Source organism: Pseudomonas sp. P4_C8, assembly GCF_056401975.1.
In genome coordinates, this window is the sequence record NZ_JBFUIH010000025.1 from 1 (window position 1) to 18,925 (window position 18,925).

At 58.9% G+C, this 18,925-nt stretch carries 18 protein-coding genes; 5 read left to right on the forward strand and 13 right to left on the reverse strand.

All coding sequences use genetic code 11. The annotated features are described in order from the left end of the window. From AC1DWM_RS16885 to gcl, 9 genes are all read right to left on the reverse strand, one after another. Positions 1 to 181, reverse strand: a 181-nt coding sequence (locus AC1DWM_RS16885) for a transposase (RefSeq protein ID WP_477795727.1), incomplete at its 3' end; no start/stop codon positions are given. Positions 182 to 347: 166 nt separating this feature from the next. After that, positions 348 to 1,346: a sulfate ABC transporter substrate-binding protein gene (locus AC1DWM_RS16890; protein ID WP_223514207.1), complete on the reverse strand. Its 999-nt coding sequence runs from the start codon at positions 1,344 to 1,346 to the stop codon at positions 348 to 350. Positions 1,347 to 1,439: 93 nt separating this feature from the next. Continuing rightward, positions 1,440 to 2,264 (reverse strand): ion transporter, encoded by an 825-nt coding sequence (locus AC1DWM_RS16895; RefSeq protein ID WP_223514205.1) that lies wholly within the window; start codon positions 2,262 to 2,264, stop codon positions 1,440 to 1,442. A gap of 21 nt (positions 2,265 to 2,285) precedes the next feature. Next, positions 2,286 to 3,200, reverse strand: a complete 915-nt coding sequence (locus tag AC1DWM_RS16900; protein ID WP_477795728.1) for an urea transporter — start codon at positions 3,198 to 3,200, stop codon at positions 2,286 to 2,288. 116 nt (positions 3,201 to 3,316) lie between these two features. Next, entirely contained in the window at positions 3,317 to 4,732 is a 1,416-nt protein-coding gene (gene pyk, locus AC1DWM_RS16905; protein WP_223514199.1) for a pyruvate kinase, read from the reverse strand. After that, complete coding sequence (locus AC1DWM_RS16910) at positions 4,722 to 6,002, reverse strand: glycerate kinase type-2 family protein (protein ID WP_477795729.1); 1,281 nt, start codon at positions 6,000 to 6,002, stop codon at positions 4,722 to 4,724. Before AC1DWM_RS16910 ends, pyk begins: the two co-directional genes overlap by 11 nt. A 194-nt stretch (positions 6,003 to 6,196) precedes the next feature. Further along, a complete protein-coding gene (locus AC1DWM_RS16915) occupies positions 6,197 to 7,087 on the reverse strand; it encodes a 2-hydroxy-3-oxopropionate reductase (RefSeq protein ID WP_223514194.1) in 891 nt (296 codons plus the stop codon). A 156-nt stretch (positions 7,088 to 7,243) separates the two neighbouring features. Further along, the gene (gene hyi, locus AC1DWM_RS16920; protein ID WP_477795730.1) at positions 7,244 to 8,026 is read right to left on the reverse strand and encodes a hydroxypyruvate isomerase; all 783 of its coding nucleotides are present in this window, start codon (positions 8,024 to 8,026) and stop codon (positions 7,244 to 7,246) included. Between the two features lie 144 nt (positions 8,027 to 8,170). Further along, positions 8,171 to 9,946, reverse strand: coding sequence for a glyoxylate carboligase (gene gcl / locus AC1DWM_RS16925; RefSeq protein WP_223514188.1), 1,776 nt, complete (start codon positions 9,944 to 9,946; stop codon positions 8,171 to 8,173). 267 nt (positions 9,947 to 10,213) lie between these two features. Here gcl and AC1DWM_RS16930 point away from each other — a divergent pair, with 267 nt between their 5' ends. Beyond that, positions 10,214 to 10,654 (forward strand): GlcG/HbpS family heme-binding protein, encoded by a 441-nt coding sequence (locus AC1DWM_RS16930; RefSeq protein WP_223514185.1) that lies wholly within the window; start codon positions 10,214 to 10,216, stop codon positions 10,652 to 10,654. Positions 10,655 to 10,854: 200 nt separating this feature from the next. Beyond that, entirely contained in the window at positions 10,855 to 11,313 is a 459-nt protein-coding gene (locus AC1DWM_RS16935; RefSeq protein WP_477795731.1) for an REP-associated tyrosine transposase, read from the forward strand. Positions 11,314 to 11,439: 126 nt separating this feature from the next. Here AC1DWM_RS16935 and AC1DWM_RS16940 read toward each other — a convergent pair whose 3' ends face one another. After that, complete coding sequence (locus AC1DWM_RS16940) at positions 11,440 to 12,048, reverse strand: TetR/AcrR family transcriptional regulator (RefSeq protein ID WP_223514179.1); 609 nt, start codon at positions 12,046 to 12,048, stop codon at positions 11,440 to 11,442. A 134-nt stretch (positions 12,049 to 12,182) separates the two neighbouring features. On the opposite strand from AC1DWM_RS16940, the gene AC1DWM_RS16945 reads away from it, so the two are divergent. After that, positions 12,183 to 13,097: a DUF808 domain-containing protein gene (locus tag AC1DWM_RS16945; protein WP_477795732.1), complete on the forward strand. Its 915-nt coding sequence runs from the start codon at positions 12,183 to 12,185 to the stop codon at positions 13,095 to 13,097. 183 nt (positions 13,098 to 13,280) lie between these two features. Here AC1DWM_RS16945 and AC1DWM_RS16950 read toward each other — a convergent pair whose 3' ends face one another. Continuing rightward, positions 13,281 to 14,069 carry an MlaA family lipoprotein gene (locus tag AC1DWM_RS16950; protein WP_223514173.1) on the reverse strand — a complete coding sequence of 263 codons (789 nt, stop codon included), beginning with the start codon at positions 14,067 to 14,069 and terminating at the stop codon, positions 13,281 to 13,283. Beyond that, the gene (locus AC1DWM_RS16955; RefSeq protein ID WP_477795733.1) at positions 14,062 to 15,360 is read right to left on the reverse strand and encodes a serine/threonine protein kinase; all 1,299 of its coding nucleotides are present in this window, start codon (positions 15,358 to 15,360) and stop codon (positions 14,062 to 14,064) included. Before AC1DWM_RS16955 ends, AC1DWM_RS16950 begins: the two co-directional genes overlap by 8 nt. A 223-nt stretch (positions 15,361 to 15,583) precedes the next feature. On the opposite strand from AC1DWM_RS16955, the gene AC1DWM_RS16960 reads away from it, so the two are divergent. Next, positions 15,584 to 15,952 carry a hypothetical protein gene (locus AC1DWM_RS16960; protein ID WP_477795734.1) on the forward strand — a complete coding sequence of 123 codons (369 nt, stop codon included), beginning with the start codon at positions 15,584 to 15,586 and terminating at the stop codon, positions 15,950 to 15,952. A gap of 154 nt (positions 15,953 to 16,106) precedes the next feature. Here the strand turns inward: AC1DWM_RS16960 and AC1DWM_RS16965 are convergent, their stop codons facing one another. Continuing rightward, entirely contained in the window at positions 16,107 to 17,702 is a 1,596-nt protein-coding gene (locus tag AC1DWM_RS16965; RefSeq protein ID WP_223514166.1) for a glycoside hydrolase family 17 protein, read from the reverse strand. Positions 17,703 to 18,002: 300 nt separating this feature from the next. Between AC1DWM_RS16965 and AC1DWM_RS16970 the strand changes: the two genes are divergently transcribed. Next, positions 18,003 to 18,854, forward strand: coding sequence for a glycine betaine ABC transporter substrate-binding protein (locus tag AC1DWM_RS16970; protein WP_223514163.1), 852 nt, complete (start codon positions 18,003 to 18,005; stop codon positions 18,852 to 18,854). Positions 18,855 to 18,925 lie beyond the last annotated feature (71 nt).

Consider the following 18,925-nt stretch of genomic DNA (forward strand, 5'->3'; position numbering starts at 1 on the left):
CTTTTGTTCCCGCTAGCGTCGAGCCTGCACGTTCTTTCCTGACCTGCTCGACCCAGCGGCGCAACGCAGTAGGGCCGATATCGAAGTTGGCGCAGACCTCAAGAATGGGCTGGTCTTCATCAAGCACCATGCTTGCAGCATTGAGCTTGAACTCGCTGGAATAGGACTTTCGCATCATCATGCACACCTTAGATTTGGGCGCCATCATAGCGCCCTATTGATGTGTCCAATTTCATTAGGCCAGATCAGGCTCACTCCTACAAGGGGTCTTCAGTGAACATGGGGGTTTGTGTTCAGGCACAAAAAAGGCGACCTGCTCAGGTCGCCTTTTTCGTTCGGCTCAGAAATTACTGCCCGGTGTAAATCTGATCAAAGATCCCGCCATCATTGAAGTGGGTCTTCTGCACCGTACGCCAGTCACCGAAGGTCTTCTCTACCGACAGAAAATCCACTTTCGGGAAACGATCGGTGTACTTGGCCAATACCGCCGGATCACGCGGACGCAGGTAATTTGCCGCCGCAATCTCCTGACCTTCCGGCGACCACAGGTATTTCAAGTATTCCTCGGCCGCAGCACGAGTGCCTTTCTTGTCGACCACTTTGTCGACCACCGACACCGGTGGCTCGGCTTCAGCGGATACGCTTGGGTAGATCACTTCAAACTGGTCACGACCAAACTCGCGGGCAATCATTTCCGCTTCGTTTTCGAAGGTCACCAGCACGTCGCCGATCTGGTTGGTCATGAAGGTAGTGGTGGCCGCGCGACCACCGGTATCCAGTACCGGGGCTTGTTTGAACAGCTTGCCGACGAAGTCTTTGGCCTTGTTCTCATCACCGCCATTCTTCAGCACATAGCCCCAGGCCGACAGGTAGGTGTAGCGACCGTTACCTGAGGTTTTCGGGTTCGGCACGATCACCTGAACGCCGTCTTTCAGCAGATCGGGCCAGTCTTTCAGGGCTTTCGGGTTGCCTTTGCGGACGATGAATACCGTGGCCGAGGTAAACGGTGCGCTGTTGTTCGGCAGGCGCGTGACCCAGTTCTCCGGCACCAATTTGCCGTTATCCGCCAGGGCGTTGATGTCGGTGGCCATGTTCATGGTGATGACGTCAGCCGGCAGGCCGTCGATCACCGAACGCGCCTGTTTGCTGGAACCGCCGAAGGACATCTGCAGGATGATGTTTTCGTTGTGCTCGGCTTGCCAGTGTTTCTGGAAGGCAGTGTTGTAGTCCTTGTAGAAATCGCGCATCACGTCGTAGGAAACGTTGAGCAGGGTCGGGGCGGCCTGAGCCATGCTGGTCAATGCCAGGCCAGCGGCCAGAAGTGAGGCGCCAAAGAGTTTTTTCACTGCGCAGTCCTTGTTCTAAATTAAAAGTGAGGCAATTTGCCAGCGACTATAGCCGCGCGCGCATAGGCCTTTAAAGATTAAAAAGCTCTTTGCTTATTCCAGTTTCTTAAACAGTGCGTTGCCGCATCGCGAGCAAAATGCCGCGCCGTGTTCGTGGCTGTTTTTCTTGCACACCGGGCAATCGTGTTGCAGCTGTTCACCGCGCATGGCGTTGGCCAGTTCGGCGGTGAAAATCCCGGTGGGCACGGCGATGATCGAGTAACCGGTGATCATCACCAGCGACGAAATTACCTGACCCAACGGCGTCTTCGGCACGATGTCGCCGAAGCCCACAGTGGTCAGCGTGACGATCGCCCAATAGATGCCTTTGGGAATGCTGGTGAAGCCGTGTTCCGGACCTTCGATCACGTACATCAGTGTGCCGAACACCGTGACCAGGGTGCTGACGCTGACCAGAAACACTACGATTTTCTGTTTGCTGCCGCGCAACGCCGACATCAAGTAGTTGGCTTGCTTGAGGTATGGGCTGAGCTTGAGCACGCGGAAAATCCGCAGCATCCGAATGATCCGGATGATCAGCAGGTACTGCGCATCGGCGTAATACAGCGCGAGGATGCCGGGCACGATGGCCAGCAAATCCACCAGCCCATAGAAGCTGAACGCGTAGCGCCACGGCTTGGGTGAGCAATACAACCGCAGAATGTATTCGACAGCGAAGACGAAGGTGAAACCCCACTCGATATAGGCCAGCACATCGGCGTAGTTCTGGTGAATGGAATCGATGCTGTCGAGCATCACGATGATGATGCTGGCGAGAATGATCAACAGCAGGGTGCCGTCGAAACGCCGCCCCGCCTTGGTGTCGCTCTGGAAAATCATGACGTAAAGGTCTTCACGCCAATTTTTGCTGCTGTCCATGGAAAACGCCTGAACCGGGAATCAGCGCAGCCTAGGTTGATTCTCCCCAGGAGCGCAAGGCGCACTGGCCCCCGTCGCTTTGCCGAACACTTGAGCAGCCGTACGGGTCAGCCAGCAGGCGAGGATGAATGGCGCGGTCAGCGTGGGCAGACCGATAGCGGCAAACATCGGCGTCAGCAGCAGCGCTAGTGCAATGCCCACCAGTGGCAGCCATGGCTGCTGGCGCTGCGAGCTGAAGGCGAGGGCAGCGAGCACGGCGTTATAGCCACCGAGGCCGAGCAGGCCGGTGTAGAAGTCGTGGTGTAGCAGGCTCCAACCCATGCCCGCAATAGACGCCAACAACGCCCAGCAGAATGCGCGACGATCAGCGATCAGCAAACCGGCGGCAATCAACGCACCGGCCAGCGGATGACCGAGGAACATCACTTGGCCGAGACCTTTGAGTGGTGCGGCGAGCATGTTCAGCGTGTTGATCTCGATCAAATGCGCCTTGGTCGAGGGTGTGGCGAAACACAGCAGCAACCAGCTCAGCCCCACGAAGGGCGCGGTGTAGGCGGGCAGGTATTGGCTAAGCCGGGCACGCTTGAGCCACTGTTGAGTGAACATCGCGCTCAGGCCGCCGCAGGCAATGATCACCAGCGGCAGCACGGCGGACCACGGGAAATACAGACTCAGCAACAAGCCGAGCAAAACCCCGTTGTAACTGAACAGCCCGGCCTGGCGATCGGCCTTGGCATAGCCGCGACGTTGCGCGGTAAGCAACCCGGCGACACCGCCCAGCAGCGCACCGCCGAGCAGCACCGGCGCGGTAAACAGAATGGCCAACAGGCACAGCAGACCACACAGCGGATGGCGCTGGAGGAAAATCTGACTGAAACCGTTGAGCAGGGCAGTCGCCCAGTCGGGGCAGTGGGTGTTGAAGTGATTGGCAGGCATTATTTTTCTGTGTGTCAAAGTGACCGAGTCGCTCGCATCGCTGGCAAGTCAGCTCCTACAAAGGCAATGCAATTCCTGTAGGAGCTGGCTTGCCAGCGAAGGGGCCAGTACAGGCGCTAAATCAATGTCTCAATGCGCAATGAGTTAGTCGACCCCGGCTGCCCAAACGGCACACCCGCGGTGATCAATAAGGTGTCGCCACGCTTGGCCATGCCTTGGGCCTGGGCAATCTCCAGCGCCGTCGAGCACACTTCATCCACTTGTCGCAGCCGATCATTGACCACCGAGTGCACGCCCCACGCCACGGTCAGGCGACGAGCGGTTTGACGGTTTGGAGTCAGGTTGAGAATCGGCACCGTCGGCCGCTCCCGAGCCGCGCGCAAACTCGACGTGCCGGACTCGCTGTAGTTCACCAGCACCGCCACCGGCAGCACATTGCTGATGCGACGAATCGCACAGCTGATCGCGTCGGAAACCGTCGCTTCGGCTTTCGGCCGGCTCACGTCCAGTTGCGTCTGATAGTCCGGGCCGTTTTCCACCTGGCGGATGATTTTGCTCATCATCTGCACGGCTTCCAGCGGGTATTCGCCGGAGGCAGTTTCGGCCGATAGCATCACCGCATCCGCACCTTCGGCCACGGCGTTGGCCACGTCGGTGACCTCGGCGCGGGTCGGGGCCGGAGAAAAACGCATCGACTCCAGCATCTGCGTCGCCACCACCACCGGTTTGCCGAGTTGGCGGCAGATGCTGATGATGTTTTTCTGAATCTGCGGGACGCTTTCGGCGGGCACTTCCACGCCCAAGTCACCGCGGGCGACCATGATCGCGTCGCTCAATTCAGCGATTTCGCGAAGCTGAGTCACCGCCGATGGCTTCTCGATTTTTGCCATCAAAAACGCTTTGTCGCCGATCAGTTCGCGGGCTTCGCGAATATCTTCCGGACGTTGCACAAACGACAACGCGACCCAGTCCACACCCAACTCCAGACCGAAGCTCAAATCACGGCGATCCTTGGCGGTCAGCGGGCTCAGTTCCAGCACCGCTTGCGGCACGTTCACGCCTTTACGGTCCGACAGTTCACCGCCGTTGAGCACGGTGGTGTCGATGGCGTCGGAGTACTTGGTGACCACGCGCAGACGCAGCTTGCCGTCGTCCAGCAGCAGGTCCATGCCCGGCTCCAGCGCCGCGATGATTTCCGGGTGAGGCAGGTTAACGCGGCGCTCGTCACCCGGCGTCGGGTCCAGGTCCAGGCGCAAGGCCTGACCGCGATGCAGTTGCACCTTGCCTTCGGCGAACTTGCCGACCCGCAGTTTCGGGCCTTGCAGGTCCATCAGAATGCCCAGTGGGTAATTCAGTTGGCGCTCGACTTCACGAATCCACTGGTAGCGCTGAGCGTGGTCGGCGTGATCACCGTGGCTGAAGTTCAGGCGGAAAATGTTGACCCCTGCCTGCACCAGTTCGCGGATGTCGTCGATCCCGTCGGTGGCAGGGCCGAGGGTGGCGAGGATTTTAACCTTCTTGTCAGGCGTCATGTTTAGGGCTCTCGAGAATCAGGATGGCGCGGAAGTCGTTGACGTTGGTGCGGGTCGGCTCGGTGACGATCAGGGCATCCAGCGCCTCGAAATAGCCGTAGCCATTGTTGTTGTCGAGTTCATCGCTGGCGCTCAGACCGAGGGCGGCGGCGCGGGCGTAGCTGTCCGGGGTCATGAATGCGCCGGCGTTGTCTTCGGAGCCGTCGATGCCATCGGTGTCACCGGCCAGGGCGTAGACGCCGGGCAGGCCTTTGAGGCTGTCGGTCAGACTCAGCAGGAATTCGGCATTGCGCCCGCCACGGCCATTGCCGCGCACGGTCACCGTGGTTTCACCGCCCGACAGAATCACGCACGGCGCCGCCAATGGCTGACCGTGCAGGACCACTTGCCGCGCGATACCGGCGTGAACCTTGGCCACTTCACGGGATTCGCCTTCCAGATCGCCGAGGATCAGCGGGCTGAAACCGGCCTGCCGCGCCTTCACTGCTGCCGCTTCAAGCGACTGCTGTGGACGGGCGATCAACTGGAAATGACTGCGTGCGAGGCTCGGATCGCCGGGTTTGACCGTCTCCGATTCAGGGCTTTGCAGCCAGTTGCGCACCGAGGCCGGGACTTCGATGCCATAGCGCTTGAGGATCGCCAGCGCTTCGGCGCAGGTGCTTGGGTCGGCCACGGTCGGGCCGGAGGCGATGACCGTGGCGAGGTCGCCCGGCACATCGGAAATCGCGTAGGTATACACAGTGGCCGGCCAGCAGGCTTTGCCCAGGCGGCCGCCCTTGATCGCCGAGAGGTGCTTGCGTACGCAGTTCATCTCGCCGATGGTCGCGCCGGATTTGAGCAGCGCTTTGTTGATTGATTGCTTGTCGGCCAGGGTGATTCCCGCCGCCGGCAGCGCCAGCAACGCGGAGCCGCCGCCCGAGAGCAGGAAGATCACGCGGTCGTCTTCGGTCAGGTTGCTGACCAGTTCAAAAACACGCTTGGCGACGGCCTGACCGGCCGCGTCCGGCACCGGATGGGCCGCTTCGACCACTTCGATTTTTTCGCACGGGGCGCCGTGACCGTAACGCGTCACCACCAACCCGCTCACTTCACCCTGCCAGCAACGCTCGACCACCTGAGCCATGGCGGCTGCGGCTTTGCCGGCGCCGATGACGATCACCCGACCGCTGCGATCTTTGGGCAAATAGGCTTCAAGGACTTGCTGCGGATGGGCGGCGTCGATGGCTGTGGCGAACAGTTCGCGCAGGAATTGTTGCGGATCGACCGACATGGCGGGCTCCCGGAATTCTTGTTTTTGGGGTTGAAAATGAATCCGTGTCGCCTGGATCGCTGGCAAGCCAGCTCCTACAGATCGGCGCACGTCCTTGTAGGAGCTGGCTTGCCAGCGATCCAGACGCCTCGGTGTGTCAGGCAGACCGCGTTTAGGCAATCGCCGGCAAGCCGGCTCCTACAGGGTGTGTGGCGTTATTTATCGCGAATCGAGAAATTCGCCATGTGTTCCAGGCCCTTGATCAGCGCCGAGTGGTCCCAGTTGCTGCCACCGATGGCCGCGCAGGTGCTGAACACTTGCTGGGTGTTGGCGGTGTTCGGCAGGTTGATGTTCAGTTCCTTGGCACCTTGCAGGGCCAAGTTCAGGTCCTTCTGGTGCAGGCTGATGCGGAAGCCCGGATCGAAGGTGCCTTTAATCATGCGCTCGCCGTGTACTTCGAGGATCTTCGACGAAGCGAAACCGCCCATCAGTGCTTCACGCACCTTGGCTGGATCGGCACCGTTTTTCGAGGCGAACAGCAGGGCTTCGGCCACCGCCTGGATGTTCAGCGCAACGATGATCTGGTTCGCCACTTTCGCGGTTTGACCGTCGCCGTTACCACCGACCAGGGTGATGTTCTTGCCCATCGCCTGGAACAGCGGCAGGGCGCGTTCGAAGGCATCGGCATCGCCGCCGACCATGATGCTCAGGCTCGCAGCCTTGGCACCGACTTCGCCGCCAGACACTGGCGCGTCGAGGTACTGCGCGCCTTTTTCATTGATCCTGGCCGCAAACGCTTTGGTGGCAGTGGGCGAGATCGAGCTCATGTCGATGACGATTTTGCCTTTGCCCACGCCGGCTGCAACGCCGTCGGCGCGGAACAGCACGTCATCGACCTGTGGGGTATCCGGCACCATGACGATGATGAATTCGGCTTCTTGCGCGACTTCTTTCGGGTTGGCCAGGGCGACGGCGCCAGCGGCAATCAGGTCAGCAGGCGCGGGGTCGTGGTGCGCCGACAGGAACAGGCTGTGACCGGCTTTCTGCAGGTTCAACGCCATTGGGTGGCCCATGATGCCGGTGCCGATAAATCCGATTTTAGCCATGACAAATTCCTCTTGTTTTTATTGCTGCTTCAAGCAAATAGGGGAGCACTGCTTTTGTAGGAGCCGGCTTGCCGGCGAAGAGGCCATCACCTCCTGCCTCGTTAATTGGCAGTGACATTGCCTTCGCTGGCAAGCCAGCTCCTACGGGGATCTGTGTTAGATCGCGTTGTGGGTTTTCAGCCAGCCCAGCCCTGCTTCAGTGGTGGTCAGCGGCTTGTATTCGCAACCCACCCACCCCTGATAACCGATGCGGTCCAGGTGTTCGAACAGGAAGCGGTAGTTGATTTCACCGGTGCCCGGTTCGTTGCGCCCTGGGTTGTCGGCCAACTGGATGTGGTTGATCTCGCCCAGGTGCGCGGCCATGGTGCGGGCCAGGTCGCCTTCCATGATTTGCATGTGGTAGATGTCGTATTGCAGGAACAGGTTGGCGCTGCCGACCTGTTCGCGAATCGACAGGGCTTGCGCGGTGTTGTTCAGGTAGAAACCCGGGATGTCGCGGGTGTTGATCGCTTCCATCACCAGTTTGATGCCCGCCGCTTGCAGCTTGTCGGCCGCGTACTTGAGGTTGGCGACGAAGGTTTTTTCCACGGTGGCATCGTCGACGCCTTGTGGACGAATACCGGCCAGGCAGTTGACCTGGGTGTTACCCAGCACTTGGGCGTAAGCAATCGCCAGATCGACACCGGCGCGGAACTCTTCAACCCGGTCCGGCAGGCACGCGATACCGCGTTCGCCCTTGGCCCAGTCACCGGCCGGCAGGTTGAACAGCACTTGGGTCAGACCGTTGGCATCAAGCTTGGCTTTGATGTCGGCGGAGCTGAAGTCGTAGGGGAACAGGTACTCGACACCACTGAAACCGGCCTTGGCGGCCGCTTCGAAACGGGCAAGAAAATCCTGCTCAGTGAACAGCATGGACAGGTTGGCTGCGAAACGCGGCATGGTGGTCTCCTGTTAAAAATAGGTACCTGTAGCAGCTGCCGAGGTACGAGGCTGCGTTGGGCTGCGAAGCGGCCCCCGACGGCGGTCCTGCGGACACGCAACGCAGCCTCGTGCCTCGACAGCTGCTACAGGTTTCAGGTCATCTTAATCAAGCAACGAAATCGCGGTGGGTGCGTCGTTGCCGACCAGCGCCAGATCTTCGAATTCGTTGATGGCGTTGATCTCGGTGCCCATGGAAATGTTGGTCACGCGCTCCAGAATAATCTCGACGATCACCGGCACCTTGAACTCTTCGATCAGTTCCTGAGCCTTGCGCAGGGCAGGTTGAATCTGATCCGGTTCAAACACACGCAGTGCCTTGCAGCCGAGACCTTCGGCCACCGCGACGTGATCGACACCGTAACCGTTGAGTTCCGGAGCGTTCAGGTTGTCGAAGGACAGTTGCACGCAGTAGTCCATGTCGAAACCGCGCTGAGCCTGACGAATCAATCCCAGGTACGAATTGTTTACCACAACGTGGATGTACGGCAGTTTGAACTGCGCGCCCACTGCCAATTCTTCGATCATGAACTGGAAATCATAGTCGCCCGACAGCGCCACGACCTTACGGGTCGGATCGGCCTTGACCACGCCCAGTGCCGCCGGAATGGTCCAGCCCAAGGGACCTGCCTGACCGCAGTTGATCCAGTGACGCGGTTTGTAGACGTGCAGGAATTGCGCGCCGGCAATCTGCGACAGACCGATGGTGCTGACGTAGCAGGTGTCTTTACCGAACACCTGGTTCATCTCTTCATAGACGCGCTGCGGCTTGACCGGCACGTTGTCAAAGTGAGTCTTGCGGTGCAGGCTGGCTTTGCGCTGCTGGCAGTCTTGCAGCCAGGCACTGCGGTTTTTCAGCTTGCCGGCGGCTTGCCATTCACGAGCGACTTCGATGAACACGGTCAGCGCGGCAGCAGCGTCGGAGACGATGCCCAGGTCCGGGTTGAACACGCGGCCGATCTGGGTCGGTTCGATATCAACGTGAATGAACTTGCGACCTTCGGTGTACACGTCGATCGAGCCGGTATGGCGGTTAGCCCAACGGTTGCCGACGCCCAACACCACGTCGGATTTGAGCATCGTCGCGTTGCCGTAGCGGTGCGAGGTTTGCAGACCGACCATGCCCACCATCAATGGGTGATCGTCCGGGATGGTGCCCCAGCCCATCAGGGTCGGAATGACTGGAATGCCGGTCAGCTCGGCGAACTCGACCAGCAAGTCGCTGGCGTCGGCATTGATGATGCCGCCACCGGCCACCAGCAATGGACGCTCAGCCTGATCGAGCATGGCAAGGGCCTTCTCGATTTGCACGCGGTTCGCAGTCGGCTTGGCCAGCGGCAGGGGCTGGTAGGCATCGATGTCGAATTCGATTTCCGCCATCTGCACGTCGAACGGCAGGTCGATCAGCACTGGGCCTGGACGGCCGGAGCGCATTTCGTAGAAGGCTTTCTGGAACGCGTAAGGCACCTGGCCCGGTTCCATGACGGTGGTTGCCCACTTGGTCACTGGCTTGACGATGGTGGTGATGTCGACGGCCTGGAAATCTTCCTTGTGCATACGGGCGCGGGGGGCCTGGCCGGTAATGCAGAGGATTGGGATCGAGTCCGCCGAGGCGCTGTAGAGCCCGGTGACCATGTCCGTACCGGCAGGGCCGGAAGTACCAATGCACACGCCAATGTTGCCGGCCTTGGTGCGGGTGTAGCCCTCGGCCATGTGCGAGGCGCCTTCAACGTGGCGAGCGAGGACGTGATCGATGCCACCGACCTTCTGCAAGGCGGAGTACAGCGGGTTGATCGCGGCGCCCGGGATGCCAAAAGCGGTATCAACCCCTTCACGGCGCATCACCAGAACGGCGGCTTCGATTGCTCTCATTTTGCTCATGGTTTTGTGCCTCTTACGTTTTGTAATTGTATACAAGTGGCTTTGTGCAGAGTGTATTCACGGCGGACGGCGCAGGTCAATCCATTTTCTCAAGCGCTTGTTTCATTCGTCTGAAGCCCTGTCTTGTGTGGCTTTTCGTCGCATGTGGCGCTTTTCGAGAATTATTGTATACAAAAAAATAACTCATTGTGTTCTATTTGTTGCATCGGACTGCGGCACAACGGCGCAGTCCAACGGCTTTCCGAAAAACAAAATGAGGACGGCACCATGAGCGCTTTAACCTTGAAAGTTGCAGTCAACCTGATCAACCAGGCCATCTCCGCAGGGCGTGCAATCTCGGCGGCTCCATTAACCATTGCGGTACTGGATGCCGGCGGGCACTTGATCACCCTGCAACGCGAAGACGGCGCCAGTCTGCTCCGCCCGCAGGTCGCCATCGGCAAAGCCTGGGGCGCAATCGCGCTAGGCAAAGGCTCACGTTTACTGGCGCTGGATGCGCAGCAACGTCCGGCTTTTATTGCCGCCTTGAACAGTCTGGGGCAGGGCAGTGTGGTGCCGGCACCGGGTGGTGTGCTGATTCGGGATCAGGACGGCAACGTGCTAGGGGCGGTGGGGATTAGCGGCGATCTATCGGATGTCGATGAGCAGTGTGCGATCAATGCGATCGAGGCGCTGGGGCTGACGGCGGATGCTGGGGTTACTGCTTGATTGATGGGTGACTGATCTGCCGCCATCGCCAGCAGGCTGGCTCCCACAGGTGGATTATCTGAGTGTCAGAGATCCCCTGTGGGAGCCAGCCTGCTGGCGATTGGCGGTCTACCAGACACATCCAGCTAAAAGTTCGCTTCGCCCTAGGCCAACCAAAGCTCTAGCCTTCTTCATGAATTAATCATGCAAGGGGCAAAGGAATGCCTGATCTACCCGCCTCAAACCGCTTGCGCATCGGCCGTTATGCCGAGCAGAACCGTATCTATCTCTTTACAACAAACACACTCGATCGAGCTCCTGTTTTCAAGGATTTCACCTTGGGTCGATTAGTCGTTTCGCAATTTCGTGCCGCGCAGGACCAAGGCTGTGCAAACTCATTGGCCTGGGTGGTCATGCCCGATCATTTTCATTGGTTGATCGAATTGCAGCGAGGATCGTTGGGTGGGCTGATGCAAAGGACTAAATCACTGAGTACCAAAGCAGTGAATCTGTCCACCGGCCGTACAACCAGTCTTTGGCAGCGGGGTTTCCATGATCGAGCGTTGCGTCGTGAGGAAGATTTGGTAAAAGTCGCTCGGTATGTTGTGGCTAACCCATTGCGGGCCGGGTTGGTAGAACGGCTTGGTGACTATCCACTATGGGATGCTATCTGGGTTTGATCTAAAACCGAGTTGTCACCATCGCCAGCAGGCTGGCTCCCACAGTGGATCTTCAGTGATCACTAAATTTGCATTTAACACAAAACCCTGTGGGAGTGAGCCTGCTCGCGATGAAGGCGACTCGGTCTACCGATCCGGCTCACACCCCTTCAACACCAACCGAATAATCGTCTGCGCCGCCGCCTCATAATCCACCTCATCCAGCTTGGCTTTGCCGGTAATGGCCGTGATCTGCCAGTCAAAGTCGGCATAGGTCTGGGTCGCGGCCCAGATGCTGAACATCAGGTGGTTGGGGTCGATGGCGGCGATCTGGCCGCGGTCGATCCAGGTCTGGATGCAGTCGATGTTGTGTTTGGCCTGACCGTTGAGCTGTTCTACCAGGTCAGGGCTCAAGTGCGGGGCGCCGTGCATGATTTCGCTGGCGAACACCTTGGAGGCGAACGGCAGGTCGCGAGAGATGCGGATTTTCGAGCGGATGTAGCCGCTCAGCACTTCGCTGGGCTCCCCGTCGGCGTTGAACGGCGTCGAGGCCTGCAGAATCGGCTCGATGATACTTTCCAGGACCTCGCGGTAGAGGTTTTCCTTGGATTTGAAGTAGTAGTAGACGTTGGGCTTGGGCAAACCCGCCTTGGCTGCGATGTCACTGGTTTTGGTCGCAGCGAAGCCCTTGTCGGCAAATTCCTCACTGGCGGCACGCAGGATCAGTTCTTTGTTGCGCTCGCGGATAGTGCTCATAAACCAGGGGGTTCCTTGCCTGTTCTGGCGGTTGCGCATGGTATCACCGGCCTCGCGCGGCGCTCAAGAATGCCCCGTGTGGCGTGCTGCCGCGCTATGCTGCTTGGCATTCATTCAAGAAGGAAACCTGATTCATGGCAGGAAGCAGTTTGCTGGTGCTGATCGATGACATCGCCGCGGTACTCGACGATGTGGCGTTGATGACCAAATTGGCCGCCAAGAAGACCGCCGGCGTGCTCGGCGACGATCTGGCGCTCAACGCCCAGCAGGTCAGCGGTGTGCGGGCCGAGCGAGAAATTCCGGTGGTCTGGGCCGTCGCCAAGGGCTCGTTTTACAACAAACTGATCCTGGTGCCATCGGCATTGGCGATCAGCGCGTTCATTCCATGGTTGGTTACCCCGCTATTGATGGTCGGCGGCGCGTACCTGTGCTTTGAAGGTTTCGAAAAACTCGCGCACAAATTCCTGCACAGCAAGGCTGAGGACCAGGCCGAACATGCCGAGCTGGTTGAAGCGGTGGCGGATCCAGCAGTCGATCTGGTGGCCTTTGAGAAGGACAAGATCAAGGGCGCGGTGCGTACCGATTTCATATTGTCGGCGGAAATCATCGCCATCACCCTCGGCACCGTGGCGGATGCCCCGCTGACCCAGCAAGTGATCGTGCTCTCGGGCATTGCCATCGTCATGACCATCGGCGTGTATGGTTTGGTGGCGGGCATCGTCAAACTCGACGACCTCGGCTTGTGGTTGACCCAAAAATCGGGCCAGGTAGCCAAAAGCATCGGCGGTGTCATTCTGCGAGCGGCACCGTACTTGATGAAAAGTCTGTCGGTGATTGGTACTGCCGCGATGTTCCTGGTGGGCGGCGGGATCCTGACTCATGGCGTACCGGCGATTCATCACTGGATCGAAAGCGTCAGCGCGGGGGCAGGCGGTGCCGGGTTTATCGTGCCAACGTTGCTGAATGCAGTGGCGGGGATTGTCGCGGGTGCGGTGGTGTTGGCGGGTGTGCTGGTTGCCAGCAAAATCTGGGGCTCAATAAAAGGCTGAAGCTATCCACTATCCCAATGTGGGAGTGAGCCTGCTCGCGATGAGTCCATAACAGTAGCATCTGTGTTGACGGTTAAATCGCTATCGCGAGCAGGCTCACTCCCACAGGGGATTTGTGGTGTGGCTGGAATACAAAAAGGCCATTCGATTCCCATCGAATGGCCTTTTTCGTTGCCGCCGGATTTACTCGGCGATCTGCAACTTGCGCGCCTCGGTGTACACGTACCGTACTTTGTCGTACTCGAACGGGGAGTTCAGCTGGCCATAACGGAAGTTGGTCTGGTTGCGTTTGTCGATGCCGCGCAGGATCCAGACTTCAGGATGGTTTGAGCTGACTTCAGAAACGTTCAGGAAGTTGATTGCCGACTCTACGGTGAAATCGACCGCCAGTCCGCCTGTGTCGCGGATGTTGGAAGGGCCGAGGATTGGCAAGATCAGGTAGGCGCCGCCTGGTACACCGTAGAAACCCAGGGTTTGACCGAAGTCTTCGTTCTGGCGCGGCAGGCCCATGGCGGTGGCCGGGTCCCACAGGCCGGCGATGCCGATGGTGGTGTTGAGCAGCAGGCGCGCAGTGGTTTCCATCGAGCGCTTGCCTTTGAACTGCAACAGGCTGTTCACAAGGTTCGGCACATCGCCGAGGTTGTTGAAGAAGTTACTGACGCCGGTGCGCAGGAAGCTTGGGGTGATATAGCGATAGCCGTCGACCACGGGCAGGAACACCCATTGATCGAAGCGGTAATTGAAGTGATAAACCCGACGGTTCCACTCTTCCAGCGGGTCGTAGACGGCCAGTGCGTTGAGCGTCGAGCGTTCGAACTCGCGCTGGTCCAGCCCTGGGTTGAATTTGAGTTTGCTCAACGGTTCCTTGAAACCGTCACTGTCGACCACAACAGGCGTGCTGGCTTTGCTGTTGTCGGCATTGGCGACGCCTGCACAGAGTAACGCAGCGATTAGCAGGAGGTATTTAGCCACGGAAAAACTCCAGCATGGCGTCGCTGTTGACGCGGTAGTTAAGGTTGCCGCAATGGCCGCCGTATGGATAAACGGTCAAGCGATCGCCGAATGTCTTGCGCAGGAAGCCGAGGTCGCCAGGGCCCAGGATCACGTCGTCGGCATTGTGCATGACGGCGATTTTCGGGCTGTTGTGCAAGTAGTCCTTGAGGGCGTAGAGGCTCACCTGGTCGATCAGTTGCAGCAGGCTGCCGCCGTCGGTGCGGGCACGCCACATGGGGATGACCTGTTCAGTGATGTAGCAGTCGAAGTCGCACTGCAGCGCACGCTTGAGGAACGGCGTGAGGCTGGTGCCTTCGGTGATCGGGAACTTCGGTGGCGTGATCAGGCCGCGACGGTTGATCAGGTCCGAGGTGAACGCAATGTCGGCCGCCGAGAAGCGGAACGACGTGCCGATCAGCATGGCCAATTGCTCGTTGGTCAGGTGCTCCTTGGACTGCTGGAAGTCATAGAGCAGGGCATCGTTGAGATCGATGTAGCCTTTCTCCTGGAAGTAGCGGGTCAGTTTGTTCAGCACCAGCTCATAGAACGTGGTGCTGCTGTTGATGCCCTTGACCTCGGTCTGGACCAGCTTGTCCAGGTTGGTGATCGAGGTGTACAGGTTGACCGGCGGGTTGAGCAGCAAGACTTTCTTGAAGTTGAAGCTGCGACGTGTCTCGTCCAGGTGCGCGACAAACGCTGCGTCCAGTGCACCCAGGCTGTAACCGGTCAGGTAGTAATCGGTGACTGGCACTTTCGGGTTTTCTGCCCGCACGGCCTGCATCACCCGGTATAAGTCTTCGGCGTCTTCCTTGGTGACACCCGGAGTGGCAAAGCGTGAAGCGGCGCTCATGAAGTCGAAACTGGTTGGCGATGACAGTTGCACCACATGGTAGCCGGCTTTGTAGTAAAGCTTTTTCAGGTATTCATTGAGGCTGCTGTCAAAACGTGCGCCGGTGCCGGCAATCAGGAAGATCAGTGGTGCGGCTTTATCTTGCGTAGCGATGCGGTAGGTGAGCTTCTTTACCGCCCAGAAGTTGTCTGGCAGATCGAATTCACGCTCCGGGCGCAGCGTGATGCTGCGATCCTCTTGATTGATGTCGGCGTTTTGCGGCAATTCCGGACGCAGGTCTGGAGGTGTCGTGGCAATGGTCGCCTCGAACGGGTTGGTCAAGGGGTAGCCATAACTGGCGGCGTCGATATCGACCGCCAGTGCGGATGCACTCAAAATAAGGCCGCCAAAGAGGGCGGCGAAGCGCAAGGAACGGAGCATGACTAGATCCCTTAGAAGAAGGTGCCGAATGAAGTTCGCAGGCTATGACCATCGGTGTTGCGCCAAAGTGCCACGCATCGGCACCAAAGAGGCTTATTTCCGGGTAATAGTAGCTGGACGATACACTTAGCAGCGATTTCGTGACCAGTTTTATGTTGCTCACGTTTGCATACCGCTGTCGGAGGATTAAGCTGGCCGCCGTTTTTGCCTATTGGAGTGTTTCATGTCCCGCCGTCTGCCCGTGGTCCTGCTACTCGTTTTGCTGCCTTTATGGCTGGCCGCCAGTTACGGCGCGCGTTATGGCTTCATGGAGGATGCGCAGTGGGTGGGCCTCTGCGTCGACGAGACGAGCCGATGGGAATGTGCGGTCCGTTCGAACCTGGGCTTGATGATTCACTTCAGTGTGTTGGGCTGGGCGGCGATCGCGGCGGCCGTGCTTGGCTTCGTGCTGCCGGGACGGGCAGGGTGGTGGCTGGCGGTGCTGTCGCTGGTGTTCGGGTTTCCGGCGTTGGCGTTGTACAACACGACGCTGGCTGTTTTTGCGGTGGTGATTGCGGGGTTGCGGTTGGTTCGGGAAAGTCGCGGCGTCTGATCGTCAGCCATCGTCGGAACGCCGCCCGGAGCCGGCTCACTCCTACAGTAGATCTTCAGTGAATACAAAATCTGTGTGCGACGAAGATCAAATGTAGGAGTGAGCCGGCTCCGGGCGGCGTTCCGACGATGAGGCCGGCAGCCGTGCTGAGAATTTAAGCTTTGCGAACCCGCAAACTGCGCCACAAAGCCGCCACCATCAGCACACTAACTAGCGCCCAACCCCAGGCCTGCTGGTTCTGCAAACCTTCACGGTACAGCTGCGGCGCAATGCCTGCGCCAATAATGAAGGTCAGCAACGCAATCTCCCGACGTGGCACGTTCACCGGGCGGCACAGGTACACAAGTGCCGGCAGGATAAATGCCACACTCGGGAAGCTGCGATAACGCGGATCAAGCACCAGCTCCAGCATCATCACCGCCGCGGCAAACCCCGCCGTCGCGAGCAGCCAGCCAGCGCGGCGCTCCAGCGCGTTGAATGCCCGCTCACGCCAACCGGTGCGTGCGCTCAACGTCAGCGCTGCATGCGCCAGCACCAGCAGATTCAAAGCCGTCAGCAGCGCCACCCACAACCATTCGCTCGCAAATCGCGTGGTAACGCGGGCCAGATCACCCCACGCGCCAATCGAGCAAGCCGCCAGCGCGCCGAGCAGTGGCAGCACCAGCGCCGCGCGAGTACTGCGAACGCGACCGCCGAGGATCAGCGTGCCGAGGAAAATCAAGCCGCCCACAGCGAGCCATTGCGACCAGTACGGCACGTTAGTCACCGGGCCTGCCAGTACGCCCTTGTCCTGACGATCCGCGTCGAACAGTCCCCAGTAACCGCCGACCGCACCTTCGCTGGCACGTTTCCACGGCTGGTCGAAGGCTTCGATCAGGTTGTAATGCCAGCCTTGCTGTTCAGCCATGACGACAAAACCGCGAATGAACTTGGCTTCATTGACCCGGCTCGGCAGGGCGGTCTCACGTTGACGGCCTTCGCTCGGCCAGCCGGTTTCCCCGATCATCACGTCTTTGGGTGCGAACTTGTTGCCGAACACCTGACGCACTTCGGCCACATGTTGCAGGGCCGCGTCGATGTTCGAGGGATTATCTTCCCAGTACGGAAGCAAATGGATGGTCAGGAAGTCGACCGCCGGGGCGATTTCCGGGTGCTTGAGCCAGAATTCCCAGACGTCGGCGTAAGTGACGGGCTGTTTGACCTGGCTTTTGACCTTGTTAATCAGCTTGGCCAGTTGCGCGCCGGTGACCTCTTTGCGCAGCAGGGTTTCGTTACCGACGATGACCGCAGTCACCACGTCGGCGTTGGTATTCGCCGAGGCGATCAGCAGGTCGACCTCTTTATCGGTGTCGATCGGATTGCTGTTGACCCAAGCGCCAATCATCAGTTTCAGACCGTGCTTGCGTGCCAGATCAGGGATGGCCTCCAGACCGGTCATGGAATAGGTGCGGATGCATTCGAAGCTTTTGGCCAGCAGCGCAAGGTCGGCGTCCATGCGTTCCGGGCGCAATTTGAACGGCTGATCGAACGGTGATTGATCCTTGTCGAACGGCGTGTAGGAGGCGCATTGCAGCTTGTGCGTCGCGCTGGCCACGTCCGGCAAAATCACCGGTTTGCCCAAGCCGTACCAGAAGCCGACGAAGGCAAATAGCCCCAGCACGCAGGCGAATAAATAAGCAGAAAAAGGAAAACGTGATGTTGCGGGCATGGTCAGGCCGTCTGGGAACAAAGCCGCGCATGTTACCTGCATTTGCCGCAGATCAGGTGCCCCGCATAACGTTGACACGCAAAGTTCGGGCGGATTGGCCGGGGTGTTTGCGCTGGCCAAGAACTATGGCGTTCTGATGTCGTTTCTCGGTGCCTTGAGGTCGCTGGCAGAGCAGGTCGCAGTTGTCGTGAGGTTGATTATCGACGCATCAGTGCTCTCATAGATAAATCACGCTGATGTTCGAACGAGTTTGCGGTGGGCGTGATGGGGGCGCTGTGCATCATAACAATACGTTGACGCGACTCGGCACCCGTCGAGCGCAGCACTTTCGGGGAAGTAACAATGAAGATGCGACGACTCTTGGGCGCAGGTGCCGCTTTGGTGCTGGCGATCAGTTCTACTGTGGCCAGCGCCGAAGGCAAGGCAGTGACTATCGGTTATGTCGACGGCTGGTCGGACAGCGTTGCCACGACTAACGTGGCGGCAGAAGTGATCAGGCAGAAACTCGGTTATGACGTAAAGCTGCAAGCCGTTGCGACCGGAATCATGTGGCAGGGTGTGGCCACCGGCAAACTCGACGCCATGTTGTCGGCCTGGCTGCCGGTGACACACGGTGATTACTGGACCAAGAACAAGGATCAAGTCGTTGATTACGGTCCGAACTTCAAAGATGCAAAAATCGGTTTGATCGTACCGGAGTACGTCAAGGCCAAAACCATCGGCGATCTGAAAACCGACGACAGCTTCAAAGACCGCATCGTCGGCATCGACGCCGGTTCAGGCGTGATGCTCAAGTCCGAACAGGCCATCAAGGACTACGACCTGACCGGGTATCAACTCAAGGCCAGTTCCGGCGCCGGCATGATTGCCGAGCTGACCCGTGCCGAGAAGAAAAACGAATCCATCGCGGTAACCGGTTGGGTGCCGCACTGGATGTTTGCGAAGTGGAAACTGCGCTTCCTGGACGATCCGAAAGGCGTTTATGGCGCCGCTGAAACTGTAAATAACATCGGCAGCAAAGAACTCGCCACCAAAGCGCCGGAAGTGGCCAAGTTCCTGAAAAACTTCCAGTGGGCGTCGAAAGACGAAATCGGCGAAGTCATGTTGGCGATTCAAGATGGCGCCAAGCCGGAAGCCGCTGCGAAAGATTGGGTGGCCAAACACCCGGAGCGCGTTGCCGACTGGACCAAATGATTTGAGCTGACGCGTCTGGTCAGCACCTTAAAGGGCTGCTTGGCATTACTGCCAAGCAGCCTTTTGCTTTT

Bases quoted from the DNA above. Each gene is read 5' to 3' on its own strand.
- AC1DWM_RS16895 (WP_223514205.1), bottom strand. From the start codon at position 2,264: ATGGACAGCAGCAAAAATTGGCGTGAAGACCTTTACGTCATGATTTTC.
- AC1DWM_RS16900 (WP_477795728.1), bottom strand. From the start codon at position 3,200: ATGCCTGCCAATCACTTCAACACCCACTGCCCCGACTGGGCGACTGCC.
- pyk (WP_223514199.1), bottom strand. From the start codon at position 4,732: ATGACGCCTGACAAGAAGGTTAAAATCCTCGCCACCCTCGGCCCTGCC.
- AC1DWM_RS16910 (WP_477795729.1), bottom strand. From the start codon at position 6,002: ATGTCGGTCGATCCGCAACAATTCCTGCGCGAACTGTTCGCCACAGCC.
- AC1DWM_RS16915 (WP_223514194.1), bottom strand. From the start codon at position 7,087: ATGGCTAAAATCGGATTTATCGGCACCGGCATCATGGGCCACCCAATG.
- hyi (WP_477795730.1), bottom strand. From the start codon at position 8,026: ATGCCGCGTTTCGCAGCCAACCTGTCCATGCTGTTCACTGAGCAGGAT.
- gcl (WP_223514188.1), bottom strand. From the start codon at position 9,946: ATGAGCAAAATGAGAGCAATCGAAGCCGCCGTTCTGGTGATGCGCCGT.
- AC1DWM_RS16930 (WP_223514185.1), top strand. From the start codon at position 10,214: ATGAGCGCTTTAACCTTGAAAGTTGCAGTCAACCTGATCAACCAGGCC.
- AC1DWM_RS16935 (WP_477795731.1), top strand. From the start codon at position 10,855: ATGCCTGATCTACCCGCCTCAAACCGCTTGCGCATCGGCCGTTATGCC.
- AC1DWM_RS16940 (WP_223514179.1), bottom strand. From the start codon at position 12,048: ATGAGCACTATCCGCGAGCGCAACAAAGAACTGATCCTGCGTGCCGCC.
- AC1DWM_RS16945 (WP_477795732.1), top strand. From the start codon at position 12,183: ATGGCAGGAAGCAGTTTGCTGGTGCTGATCGATGACATCGCCGCGGTA.
- AC1DWM_RS16955 (WP_477795733.1), bottom strand. From the start codon at position 15,360: ATGCTCCGTTCCTTGCGCTTCGCCGCCCTCTTTGGCGGCCTTATTTTG.
- AC1DWM_RS16960 (WP_477795734.1), top strand. From the start codon at position 15,584: ATGTCCCGCCGTCTGCCCGTGGTCCTGCTACTCGTTTTGCTGCCTTTA.
- AC1DWM_RS16965 (WP_223514166.1), bottom strand. From the start codon at position 17,702: ATGCAGGTAACATGCGCGGCTTTGTTCCCAGACGGCCTGACCATGCCC.
- AC1DWM_RS16970 (WP_223514163.1), top strand. From the start codon at position 18,003: ATGAAGATGCGACGACTCTTGGGCGCAGGTGCCGCTTTGGTGCTGGCG.